Origin of the sequence: Aeromonas sp. 602200 (assembly GCF_049173895.1) — a bacterium.
Classification (GTDB): domain Bacteria; phylum Pseudomonadota; class Gammaproteobacteria; order Enterobacterales; family Aeromonadaceae; genus Aeromonas; species Aeromonas veronii_A.
Genome location: NZ_JAAKSL010000004.1, coordinates 134,728 through 146,819, shown reverse-complemented (window position 1 = coordinate 146,819; position 12,092 = coordinate 134,728). Strand labels below are relative to the sequence as shown.

Below are 12,092 nucleotides of genomic sequence, written 5' to 3'. Positions count from 1 at the left end.
ATGAACTTTTTCCGTCAATCAGTGACCTCTTGTGCCATCGCCATCCTGCTGGGGTCCTCCTCGGTCATGGCCGCGGGTGATGCCCTCGTCCCCATCCAGCAACAGTGGGCCGTCTGCCAGTATCAACAGAGCGGCAAGGCGAAAGAGAGCTGCCTCGAAACCCTGAGCACCCAGGCCGAAGCGGCCAGCGCCAAGGAGCCCTTTCGCGCCGATCTGCTGATCTGGTCGGCCATCGTCAAGAGCACCTGGGCGGGGGCCAAAGGGGGGCTGGGGGCACTGGGTCTGGTGAAAGAGGCCAAGGCCAAGCTGGAGCTGGCGCTCAAGCAGGATCCCAAGGCGCTGGACGGCTCTGCCTACACCAGTCTGGGCTCCCTCTACTATCAGGTGCCCGGCTGGCCGGTCGGCTTTGGCGATGACGAAAAGGCAGAGCAGCTGCTCAAGCAGGCGCTGGCCATCAATCCCGATGGCATCGATCCCAACTTCTTCTATGGCGACTTCCTGCTGGATCAGGGTCGCAAGGCCGAGGCCAAAACCTATCTCGACAAGGCGCTGGCCGCCCCGGCTCGCCCGGGCCGCGAAGTGGCCGACGAAGGGCGCAGAATGGAGATCCGCGATCGGCTGGCCAAGCTATAAAATCCTGATGGATCAAAGAACTATTTAAACTCTGCCCACCAGCTTGCATACTGGTGGGCAGGGTTGTTTATGCCACGGCACGCCCTGGCGCTGAGCCAGATCGCCACACCCAACAAACAGGGAGAAAAGAATGCGGATCCTGCTGGTGGAAGATGATGTGATGCTGGGGGATGGTATGCAGGATGCACTGCGCCATAGCGGCTACACGGTGGACTGGCTGCAACAGGGGTTGCCCGCTCTGGCAGCCCTCAAGAGCGACGAGTTCGCCGCCCTGATCCTCGATCTCAACCTGCCCGACATCGATGGCCTCAGCCTGCTGCGCAAGTTGCGGCGTGAAGGCCACCAGTTGCCGGTGCTGATCCTCACCGCCCGCGATGCGCTGGACGATCGGGTGGTCGGCCTTGATGCCGGCTCCGACGACTACATGGTCAAGCCCTTCGCCCTGCAGGAGCTCAACGCCCGCCTGCGCGCCCTGGTTCGTCGCAGCAAGGGGCAGGCTCAGGCGGTACTGGAGTATGGCGACATCCTCATCTATCCCGAATCCCAGCAGGTCACCTATCAGGGGGAAGCGGTCAAACTCACCCCCCATGAATACAAGTTGCTGCAGGAGCTGATCAGCCAGAGCGGCCGGGTGCTGAGCAAGGATCAGCTGCAACAGAGCCTCTACGGCTGGGATGAAGGGGCCGAGAGCAACGCGGTAGAGGTGCATATCCACCATCTGCGCAAGAAGTTCTACAGCGACCTCATCCGCAATATTCGCGGGGTCGGCTACATCATTCCCCAGCTCGAACAGCCAAGCCGGACACCCGCACGATGAAACGTCCCCGCTCCATTCGCCGCTTTCTGCTCACCGGTATCCTGACGCTGGTGAGCCTGAGTCTTACCATCAGCGCCTTTATCGGCTACATGGAGGCGAGCCACGAAATGGAGGAGCTGTTTGATGCCCGCCTCGCCCAGTCGGCCCGCATCACCAATCAGCTGCTTGCTCGCTACATGGCCCAGCAGGGGCAACTGCCCGCCAACGGCACCGTCTATCAGGAGTGGGAGGCGCAAAATCCCGATGAGTGGCAAAAAGATCCCGGCCTCAACCTGACCGGCGAAGATCGGGAGATCACCCCCTACGGCCACGAGTTCGAACGCAATCTCTACTTCCAGCTGCTCGATGAAAAGGGCGGCTTGCTGCTGCGCGCCCCCAGCGCCCCGGATCAGCCGCTGGTCACCCTGGCCATCGGCTTCGACACGGTCGAAAAAGATAATCACCAGTGGCGCACCTTCACTCTCTACAACCAGCAGGAGCAGACCTGGCTGGTTGTAGCCGAGCGGGACGACGAGCGCAGCGAACTGGCCAGCAAGATGGCAACCCTCACCATGCTGCCGCTGCTGATCACTCTCCCCTTCCTGCTGGCCCTGCTCTGGTGGCTCATCACCCGCGGGCTGGCCCCCCTGCGCCAGCTGGCCCAGGCCATCAGCGAACGTCACCCCGCCAACCTGAGCCCGCTCAGCCTCAAGATAAGCGCGCAGGAGCTGACCCCCCTCACCAACGAGATCAACCGGCTGATGCAGGCGCTGGCGGAGACCATAGAGCGGGAGAAGCAGTTCACCAACGAGGCGGCCCACGAGCTGCGCACCCCGCTGGCGGTACTGCGGATCCACAGTGAAAATGCCCTGGCTGCCGAAGATGAAGTGAGCCGCCAGCAATCCCTGCACAAGATGCTGCAGGCCCTCGATCGCAGCGATCGGCTGATCCGGCAACTACTGACCCAGGCCCGCATCGACAACCAGCAGGGGCTGGTATTGACCGAACTGGAGGTGGGTCACCTGCTGCAAGGCACCCTCGCGACCCTGGCACCCATCGCGCTCAAGAAGGATCAGCAGCTGTCGCTGGAGTGTGAATTGCCGCAGCTGGTGATGGGGCAGGCCACCCTGCTCGACCTGCTGTTCAGTAATCTCATCGACAATGCGCTGCGCTACACCCAGCCAGAGGGCGAGATCAGGGTGCGGGTACTGCGAGAGGGCAACCGGGTGAGGGTGGATGTGAGCGACAACGGCCCCGGCATTCCCGCCAGCGCCTTGCCCCGGTTGTATGAACGCTTCTTTCGGGTCAATCCCCAGCAGGGGGATGGCGTGGGTCTCGGCATGGCCATCGTCTCACGCATCGCCCAGTTGCACGGCGCCGACCTCGATGTCCACAACCGGCCGAAAGGGGGGCTGGAGGTGAGCGTGCTGCTCCCGCTGCCGCCGGCAAGATAAGCGATAAGTAAAGAGCCCGCGATGCGGGCTCTTTACTTTCAATGACAATCTGGCTGCACGGTAAAGGTTCGACTGGAGTCCACCGGGCCCAGCTCCGCCAGCAGACGTCGGCCCAGCAGCACCGGATAGATCATCTTGCTGCGATCCCGCAGGGTGAACCACTCCTCATACACCTTGTCCCCCAGACAGATGGACATGGTCACCGTTGGCCGCTGCTCCATGCCGCCCGCCCCACGCACCGTCACGCTGCGCTCGACCCGCCGTTCGAACTGCTGCTTGACCAGTTTGCCGCTGTCGGCATCGGTCACCACCAACATGAAGCGCACCCAGGGCTTGCCATCCCGTTTGAATCTGGTGATAGAGCGTGCATCGAGGGAAGAGGTGAGCGCCCCGGTGTCGAGTTTCATCTTCACCGCCACGCCGGTGGGCAAAATAAGTCCCTTCTCGATCCAGCCATAGCTGGTCGGGGTCTCTGCCAGCGCACTGCCACACAGTGCCAGCATCAGGGTGATCCCCACCATCATCTTGCCCATTTTACTGCCCTGCCTTGTCAATCCTGCGCCCAGATCTACCACAGTCCCATTGTGGGTCAATCCGATTTATTTCAGCTACTTGGATAATATCTGGCGGGTCAGGAGAGAGACGACAAAGAGTGGCCGAATGGCGGCCCAAGCGGGCGGGAATATCGTAGGAGAGCAAGGCACCGAACGGTGCTGGATGAAACTGGTGGTTAACCTCAGGTTGTGACGCCAAAGGCTACCACAACAATGAGCGAATTATCAGTCTTGTTCTGAAGGGATTTTTGCCTACACTGTTGTAAACCGGAGGGCCTGAAAACCACCGGTTTTTTTGCGCCTGCCGAAAATTTGCCACTGCAAAAGTGACTTTCAACAAGGCTCAATAAGGAATTTGTAATGCGTATCGAAGAAGACTTGAAGCTCGGTTTCAAGGATGTCCTGTTCCGCCCCAAGCGCTCTACTCTCAAGAGCCGTTCCCAAGTAAGCCTGACCCGTCAGTTCACCTTCAAACACACTCAGACCCAATGGCAAGGCGTACCCGTTATCGCCGCCAACATGGATACCGTCGGCAGCTTTGCCATGGCACGCACGCTGGCCGGTTTCGAGATGATGACCGCGGTACACAAGCACTACAGCCTTGAGCAGTGGCAAGCTTTCGTCAACGAGACCGACCCGGCGCTGCTGGGCCATGTGATGGTCTCCACCGGCACCTCGGCTGAAGATTTCGCCAAGACCCGCCAAATCCTCGCCATGTCCGAAGCGCTGCGTTTCATCTGTGTCGATGTGGCCAATGGCTACTCCGAACACTTCGTCGAGTTCGTGCGCAAGATTCGTGAAGCCTGCCCCAACCACGTCATCCTAGCGGGCAACGTGGTGACCGGCGAGATGGTCGAAGAGCTGATCCTCTCCGGCGCCGACATCGTCAAGGTCGGCATCGGCCCGGGCTCCGTCTGCACCACTCGCGTCAAGACCGGCGTCGGCTATCCGCAGCTCTCCGCCATCATCGAGTGTGCCGATGCGGCACACGGCCTCGGCGGCCAGATCGTCGGTGACGGCGGTTGCACCTGCCCGGGCGACGTCGCCAAAGCGTTCGGCGGCGGTGCCGACTTCGTGATGCTGGGCGGCATGCTGGCAGCCCACGAAGAGTGCGGTGGCGAGATCGTCGATGTAGACGGCGAACCCTTCATGAAGTTCTACGGCATGAGCTCCTCCAGCGCCATGGACAAACATGCCGGCGGCGTCGCAGAATACCGCGCCTCCGAGGGTAAAACCGTGCTGCTGCCATACCGCGGCCCGGTCGAGAACGCCGTGCGCGACATTCTGGGCGGCGTGCGCTCCACCTGTACCTACGTGGGTGCCAGCCAGCTGAAAGAGCTGACCAAGCGCACCACCTTTATCCGGGTACGCGAGCAAGAGAACAACGTCTACGGCAAGGAGTAACCTGCCGCAGCGACCGTCACACGCTGACGGTTAGAAGCCAGTCAACCGGTGTGCTACCCTGCGCACCGGTTTTTTTGTATCTGGGATCCCGCGCCATGACCACTCCCCTGCACCCGTTTGACTGGGACATCTTCTGCTGCGTCGTCGACAACTTCGGCGACATCGGCGTCACCTGGCGACTCGCCCGCCAGCTAAAGCGGGAGGGGAATATAGCGGCACATGGCGATGAGGTTCAGGTGCGGCTCTGGGTTGACGATCTGCCAAGTTTCGCCCGCATCTGCCCCGGGCTCGACCCGGCGCAGGATGGCCAGTGGGTCGAGGGCATCTATATCCAGCACTGGCATGAGACCCTGCCGACCGACATGACCCCGGCCAGAGTGGTGATCGAGGCCTTTGCCTGCGAGCTGCCCGACCTCTTCATAGAGCTGATGGCGAGCCAACCCAGCCCCCCCTGCTGGCTCAATCTGGAATACCTCTCGGCAGAGAGCTGGGTCGAGGATTGCCACGGCCTCGCCTCGCCCCAGCGGGTTGGCAATAAAAGCCTCAACAAATACTTCTTCTTCCCGGGCTTTACCGCTAAAACCGGCGGCCTTTTGTGCGAGCACTACCTCATCGCCGAACGGGAGCTGTGGCAGCAAGATGATGCGGGACTTACCGCCTACTGGGCCAGCCTCGGTTTGCCACCAAAACAAGAGAACGAGCTGCGGGTCAGCCTCTTTACCTACGAGAGCGATGCGCTGAAGAGTCTGGTCGAGAGCTGGTGCCAGAGCACCACGCCCGTCACCCTGCTGTTGCCGCTGGGGCGTTCTCTCAACGATGTGCTCACCGGCGCCGGTCTGGCAGATGCCATCCCTGCAGCCAAAGCGGGGGATCTGCTCCACTCGGGCAACCTCACCATCAAGCTGCTGCCGATGACCGATCAGGCCGGTTACGATCGACTGCTGTGGAGCTGCAATCTCAATCTGGTGCGCGGGGAGGACTCCTTCGTGCGGGCCCAGTGGGCCGCTCGCCCTTTCCTCTGGCATATCTACCAACAGGAGGAGGAGGCCCATCTGGTCAAGCTGGAGCAGTTCCTTGACCACTACTTATCCGATCTACCAGCCGAGTGCGGCCAATGGCTGCGCCGCTTTAATCTGGCTCTCAACCGTGGCGAAGATTGCGGCGAACTTTGGGCCCAATGGCCCCGATATAGCGCCATTTGGCAGCAACATGGGCGAAGCTGGTCACAGAAGTTGCTCCGGGATGGGGATCTCGTCACACGGTTGGTGAAATTTTTAGAAAGCCGTATATAATCTGGCAGTTTTTATCCGTCCGTTTCACGAACAGGAATTTTTTACATGAAAACCGCACAGGAAATCCGCGCTGGTAACGTAGTCATGATCGGCACCGAGCCGATGGTGGTTCAGAAGGCTGAATTCAACAAATCCGGCCGTAACTCCGCCGTGGTCAAAATGAAGCTGAAGGGCCTGCTGAACGGCAGCGCTACCGAGACCGTCTTCAAGGCCGACGACAAGCTGGACGTTGTTCAGCTGGAACGTAAAGAGTGCACCTACTCCTACTTCTCCGATCCCCTGTATGTCTTTATGGACACCGAGTACAACCAGTACGACGTAGAGAAAGACAACCTGGGTGACGTGCTGAACTATCTGGTAGACGGCATGGAAGACATCTGCGAAGTGACTTTCTACAACGAGAAAGCCATCTCCGTAGAACTGCCGACCACCATCGTGCGCGAAGTTGAGTACACCGAGCCGGCTGCCCGTGGCGACACCTCCGGTAAAGTGACCAAGCCTGCCCGTCTGAAAGGCACTACCTACGAGCTGGCTGTTGCCGCTTTCGTAGAGATCGGTGACAAGATCGAAATCGATACCCGCACCGGCGAATTCAAGCGTCGCGTCAACTAATTGACCGCTTTGAATTGATTACAAAAAAGCGAGCCACCGGCTCGCTTTTTTATTGCCTCCGAGTTGCCATCACACCGCCCGCCTTCAGAAAATCCCGCCGCCGCCGCTAACCCAGATAACCGGGGGAGCACACTATGGCCAGATTATCCTTATCACTGCTGTTATTGACCTTGCTGGCTGGCCATGGGGCAGAGGCGAGCGAGGTCGCCCCCCCCGTTGCCGAACCTATGCCCCTCGACCACTGGCAAGCCAGCGACTGGAAAGGGTTGCCCGATGCTACCCAGATCGACAAGCAGACGGTGCTGTTCGCCAAACATGACAGTGAAAACTATCTGGGGCTCGCCATTTTACTGCCCGACTGGCAGCGCAGCGGCCAACTCTGGCAACTGACTCGCGCCCTCAGCCGACTGGGCTTTGATACCCTGCTGCTGCTGCCCTCCCCCCAGCAGACCGAACTGGACCCAGCCGCCGAGAAAAAAGCGAAAAACAGCGATGAGTTTCGCAAGCAGTTTGCCGAGCGGATCAGCAAGCTGGCCGATGCCAAGCTGCAGGAGGGGGGCTTCAAGCTGATCCTGGCGCAAGGTACCGGCGCCGCCTGGACTGCCAATCTCATCGCCAGCGAACAGTTGCCCGCCCCCGACGCGCTGGTGCTGCTCGATGGCTTCTTCCCCAATCAGCAGAGCAACCAGACCCTGGCCAAACAGGTGGCTCAGGCGGCCATCCCCACCCTGGACCTCTATCAGGAGGATGGCGGTCGCTGGCCACTGCTGGCCGCCGAGGCCCGCAAAAGCGAGAGCCGGCGCAGCAACAAGCTCAACTATCGCCCCTACGCCCTGATGGAGCTGGAGGAGACCCCCACCCGCATTCAGGGCTGGCTCAACCATCTGGGCTGGCTCTAAACCAGCCGCCACCGTGGCGCAATAAAGCGCGCGCCAGCTCACATCTGCCGGATAAAGCCCAACCCTACCACGGCGACGATCTGGCCCTGACCGCATCCTCTTTGGCATCATGGCCTCTCGAACCTGAACAATGGCAGGAAGGTCCATGCAGCAGATTGTGTTTCTCGACAGCGATACCCTGGATGCGGGCATCACCCTGCATCACCCCGACTTCCCCCACCACTGGCAGAGCTATCCAAGTACTACCCCGGAACAGGTGGTGGAACGGCTCAAAGATGCCAGCATCGCTATCATCAACAAAGTACGGATCGGCGCCGCCGAACTGGCCCAGTTGCCTGAGCTCAAACTCATCGCCCTGGCCGCAACCGGCAGCGACAACGTGGATCTGGATGCGTGCCGCGCCGCCAACGTCGGGGTGTGCAATATCCGCAACTACTCGGGCCCCTCGGTGCCGGAGCACGCCATGGCGCTGATGCTGGCCCTGTCGCGCAACCTCTTCTGCTGGCGCCAGTCGCTGCTGGAGGGGCGCTGGCAACAGAGCGGCCAATTCTGCTTCTTCGACCACAACATCATGGATCTGCACGGCAAGCAGCTTGGCATCATCGGCAAAGGGACGCTCGGACAGGCGCTCGGCGAGCGGGCCAAAGGGATGGGGATGACAGTGCGTTACGCCCAGAGCCAGATCGGCGCCAGTCACGACGAGGACCGCTTGCCCCTCGACGAGTTGCTGCAAAGTTCGGACGTCATCAGCCTGCACTGCCCGCTCACCCCCTACACCCGCAACCTCATTGGCGAGCGGGAGCTGGATCTGATGAAACCGGGCGCCCTGCTGATCAACGTCGGCCGCGGTGGGTTGGTGGATGAGGAGGCGCTGCTGCAAGCGCTGGCCAACGGTCGCCTCGGTGGTGCCGGTTTCGATGTGGCGAGCGTCGAACCGCCGCCTCCCGACCATCCCTTGATGAAGGCGCTGCAATACCCCCACTTCATTCTGACCCCTCATGTGGCCTGGGCCAGCGAGGAGTCGATGCAGCGACTGGCCGACCAGCTGATCGACAACATCAACGCCTTTGCCGCCGGTCGCCGCCAGCACCGGCTGGTGTAACCGCACGAGCGAGTCACCGCAAAATCGAGTGACCACACCATGCAAAACGGGACCAACAGGCCCCGTTTTGCATCTTCCGCACTCACTGCACACGCATCAATCGTCGTCATGCCATCTGTGCTTCTTATGCTTTTTGTACTTCTTGTGGTGCTTGTGATGGTGATGATCGTCGTCATCATCGTAATAGCGATCCTGGCTCTTGTGGCCATCGCCGGTCTTGGCACCGATGGCCGAACCGCTCGCCCCGCCAACCCCGGCGCCGATCAGCTGACCGGTATCGCCACCGACACTCTTGCCGATAGCGGCACCGCCCAGCGCCCCCACCGCGCCGCCAAGGGCCGCTTCATTCTTGTTGCCCTTGTTGGCCGTCGCCGCACCACCGGCTGCGCCGCCCAATGCAGCCCCCACCAGCGCACCGGTATCTCCCCCCAACTCCTTGCCGATCATGGTGCCCGCCACCCCGCCTGCGCCACCACCGAGAATGGTGTTGAGAGTTTCCGAACCGTGGGCCGCAGTGCTGCCCAGCAATGACGCCCCCAACAGAGCCAGAGCACCGATGCCACGCGTACTCATATCCATGGATACTCCTGTCAAACCTGATTAATAATCAGCAGCACTATACAAAGAGCTATCAGGTTCGCCAGCCAGCAGAAAACAGGGATGCGACAGTCAATGGCAGTACAGTCACAGCCAACACAGGAAGAGTAGAATCAACCTATTGAATTAAAACGTGAAAATTAACATTGAACCAGACAGTCACGACAAAGTGACCGATAACCTGGCAGCCGCGTCCTGTCGAATAGTCAGCGCGCTGGGACAAAAGCTGTCAGTCAAGGGCCCCTGCCACCCCTTCAGCCAGATGCCAGCAGTTCCGGCCAGCCTCCTTGCTGCGGTAGAGGGCAGCATCAGCCCGCTCGAAGATAGGGCCGGCGGCAGGAGAATGGCAGGCGCCGCCGGCACTCAGGGTGATCGGCCCATGGTGTTCACGCCACTGTTGCTGACGCACCAGTTCAAGCAGACAACCGAGTTTCTCCGCCAACTCATCCTGTGGCTGTTGCAGCAGAGCGGCAAATTCATCCCCACCTATCCGGTAAACCGTACTCACCCCCAGCACATCAGCAAGACAGTTGGCCACCCGACACAGCACCTGATCGCCGAAGGCATGGCCCTGGCTGTCGTTGATCCCCTTGAAGTGATCGACATCAAACAGCAGCAGCCAGAAGCACGCCCCCCTCTGCTCCAGTGCCGCCTTGTGCTGCTCGAAGGCTCGTCGGTTCATGATACCGGTCAGGGGATCCCGCAACAGCGCATCCTGCCCCTTGAGAAAACTGGCCCTGACCTGATCGATCTCGTTCAGGCTACGCCGCACGAACCAGGTCTTGGGCTCACTGACAGGCGCTGAACGCTCCAGATCGCGCACGATGCCGGTCAATGAGCCCGACACCAGCTCCTGCTCCTGGCGGAAGATCCGCACCAGCAGACTCAGGCTGCAACACCAGATGGCAAACAGAGAGAGCAGTGGAAAAACCACCATCTGCAACGCATCGTAGAGGCTGTCACGAAACAGTACTGGCGGCAGATAGATGTTGAGATCCCAACCAATATCCGCCAGCTCACGCTTGATATAAGTCCCATGCCACAGCACATCCAGGCCGAGCCACTGCTGACTCTGATGCTGCTTGATGGTGTTGGTCGCCAGCAGATCCATATTGCTGCCCACTACCAGCTGATCAGTGTCACGCAAGGTCAGATAGAGTGCCGCCTGATTACTACCGACCGTGCGCTGCAGCGCCTGCTGCAGCGAGTCGAATGACATGTCAACCATCAGCAGACCCAGCAACTGCCCCTGCTCGTCCCTCACCCGTTTGATCAGGCTGAGAATCAGCTCCTGAGTATTGTATTCAGGGTAGGGGCCAAACCAGACGGGCTCGTCGCCCGGCATGGCGGTCACCTGATACCAGGGGCGCAGCGCTGCCTTATAACCTGGGGGCGCGAGCCACTCCGGGTAACTGTCGATGCGATCCGCTTTCAGGTTGTAAAAGTAGATATAGTGGTTGCCGGGCTTGATCTGATGGGCAATAGCCCAGATGGGAGAGTCGGCCGGCTCGCCGCGGGCTATCTTCTCCTTGTCTAGGGAGCCCTCCAGCACTGCCAGTTGCCGCTCATTGACCTTCACCATCTCGTGGATCAAGGACGCCTCAACGGAGGAAGCCATGTGACCGAAGCCGGATACCGTCATGTCGATATCCCGCAGATAGCTGGCAATGGCCATGATGATAGTCACGATCAGGATCAACAAGCCAAGCAGTGCGGAGAGGGGGGCCAGCACATAGTAACGCTTGTTGAGATACGAGCGGCTCACATGACATCCGAACAGGGGAAAACATAGCGGGATTGTGCGAGAGAAAGGAGAGTGAATCATTGATTAATATCACTTCAACGCCCCTTTAATGACATTTCCAATACTAACAAAACATCAAGGTTCGCAAACGAATATCAACTGACAGGAAAAACGCTAGTTACCCCGGGTTAACCCCGCTCTGCATTGCGGGTGTTATAGTCTATACCTGACGCGGCCGGCGCTGGACAAACCGTCCATCACCGGCTGCAACGCCAAGCAGAACAAGGAGATGTTATGAGCAGTCCGTTTATCGAACAGATCAAAGCACGTCGTACCATCTATGCCCTGGGCAGCCAGGTGTCCCATACACCGGAACAACTGACGGCCCTGATCCAGGATGCCATCAGGCACAGCCCCTCCTCCTTCAATTCCCAGAGCTCCCGCGCCGTCATCCTGTTTGGCGCCCAGCACCATAAGCTGTGGGATATCGTCAAAGCCGAGCTGAAAAAGATCGTGCCGCCGGAGGCCTACGCCCAGAGTGAGGCCAAGGTGGATGGCAGCTTCCGCGCAGGTTTCGGCACTGTGCTGTTCTTCGAAGACACCGACGTCATCAAGGATCTGCAGCAAAAGTTTGCCCTCTATGCAGACAACTTCCCCATCTGGTCGGAACATGCCACCGGCATCGCCCAGTTTGCGGTCTGGACCACCCTGGCCCAGGAGAAGATCGGCGCCTCCCTGCAACACTACAACCCCCTCATCGACGAGGCGGTACGCAAGGAGTGGAACCTGCCAGCCAGCTGGCTGCTGCGTGCCCAGATGCCCTTTGGCAGCATCCAGCAACCGGCCGGCGACAAGACCTTCATCGACGATGCCACCCGTTTCCGCGTTTTCAAATAACGGCCAGATAGCAAAACGCCCCCGCATCTCGGGGGCGTTTTTATTGCGACATCAAGAGTTCGGATAGCGATGGTTCATACCGCAATCTGCGGTCGTCACGCACTCGCA

The 12,092-nt window shown here is 60.0% G+C and carries 12 protein-coding genes; 9 read left to right on the top strand and 3 right to left on the bottom strand.

Annotated elements, in window-relative coordinates:
- From G5221_RS07515 to G5221_RS07505, 3 genes are all read left to right on the top strand, one after another.
- The gene (locus tag G5221_RS07515) at positions 1-633 is read left to right on the top strand and encodes a tetratricopeptide repeat protein (RefSeq protein ID WP_139473655.1); all 633 of its coding nucleotides are present in this window, start codon (positions 1-3) and stop codon (positions 631-633) included.
- Between the two features lie 130 nt (positions 634-763).
- The gene (locus G5221_RS07510) at positions 764-1,450 is read left to right on the top strand and encodes a response regulator (protein WP_005335091.1); all 687 of its coding nucleotides are present in this window, start codon (positions 764-766) and stop codon (positions 1,448-1,450) included.
- Positions 1,447-2,883: an ATP-binding protein gene (locus tag G5221_RS07505; RefSeq protein ID WP_421263038.1), complete on the top strand. Its 1,437-nt coding sequence runs from the start codon at positions 1,447-1,449 to the stop codon at positions 2,881-2,883. Before G5221_RS07510 ends, G5221_RS07505 begins: the two co-directional genes overlap by 4 nt.
- 38 nt (positions 2,884-2,921) lie before the next feature.
- Here G5221_RS07505 and G5221_RS07500 read toward each other — a convergent pair whose 3' ends face one another.
- Positions 2,922-3,416: an ATP-dependent zinc protease gene (locus G5221_RS07500; RefSeq protein ID WP_081990717.1), complete on the bottom strand. Its 495-nt coding sequence runs from the start codon at positions 3,414-3,416 to the stop codon at positions 2,922-2,924.
- Between the two features lie 381 nt (positions 3,417-3,797).
- On the opposite strand from G5221_RS07500, the gene G5221_RS07495 reads away from it, so the two are divergent.
- The 5 genes from G5221_RS07495 to G5221_RS07475 all read left to right on the top strand — a co-directional run bounded on the left by G5221_RS07495 (position 3,798) and on the right by G5221_RS07475 (position 8,746).
- Positions 3,798-4,841, top strand: coding sequence for a GMP reductase (locus G5221_RS07495; RefSeq protein ID WP_005348017.1), 1,044 nt, complete (start codon positions 3,798-3,800; stop codon positions 4,839-4,841).
- A gap of 95 nt (positions 4,842-4,936) precedes the next feature.
- Positions 4,937-6,133 (top strand): elongation factor P maturation arginine rhamnosyltransferase EarP, encoded by a 1,197-nt coding sequence (gene earP / locus G5221_RS07490; protein ID WP_421263037.1) that lies wholly within the window; start codon positions 4,937-4,939, stop codon positions 6,131-6,133.
- Positions 6,134-6,178: 45 nt separating this feature from the next.
- The gene (gene efp, locus G5221_RS07485; RefSeq protein WP_005362323.1) at positions 6,179-6,745 is read left to right on the top strand and encodes an elongation factor P; all 567 of its coding nucleotides are present in this window, start codon (positions 6,179-6,181) and stop codon (positions 6,743-6,745) included.
- Between the two features lie 134 nt (positions 6,746-6,879).
- The gene (locus G5221_RS07480; protein ID WP_164536241.1) at positions 6,880-7,644 is read left to right on the top strand and encodes a DUF3530 family protein; all 765 of its coding nucleotides are present in this window, start codon (positions 6,880-6,882) and stop codon (positions 7,642-7,644) included.
- 145 nt (positions 7,645-7,789) lie between these two features.
- On the top strand, positions 7,790-8,746 hold the full coding sequence (locus G5221_RS07475) for a D-2-hydroxyacid dehydrogenase (RefSeq protein WP_421221899.1): 957 nt from the start codon (positions 7,790-7,792) through the stop codon (positions 8,744-8,746).
- Between the two features lie 96 nt (positions 8,747-8,842).
- Here the strand turns inward: G5221_RS07475 and G5221_RS07470 are convergent, their stop codons facing one another.
- On the bottom strand, positions 8,843-9,325 hold the full coding sequence (locus G5221_RS07470; RefSeq protein WP_421221898.1) for a YMGG-like glycine zipper-containing protein: 483 nt from the start codon (positions 9,323-9,325) through the stop codon (positions 8,843-8,845).
- Between the two features lie 247 nt (positions 9,326-9,572).
- Complete coding sequence (locus G5221_RS07465) at positions 9,573-11,108, bottom strand: sensor domain-containing diguanylate cyclase (RefSeq protein ID WP_164536238.1); 1,536 nt, start codon at positions 11,106-11,108, stop codon at positions 9,573-9,575.
- A 273-nt stretch (positions 11,109-11,381) separates the two neighbouring features.
- Here G5221_RS07465 and G5221_RS07460 point away from each other — a divergent pair, with 273 nt between their 5' ends.
- The gene (locus tag G5221_RS07460; protein ID WP_216953036.1) at positions 11,382-11,984 is read left to right on the top strand and encodes a nitroreductase family protein; all 603 of its coding nucleotides are present in this window, start codon (positions 11,382-11,384) and stop codon (positions 11,982-11,984) included.
- Positions 11,985-12,092: the final 108 nt, after the last annotated feature.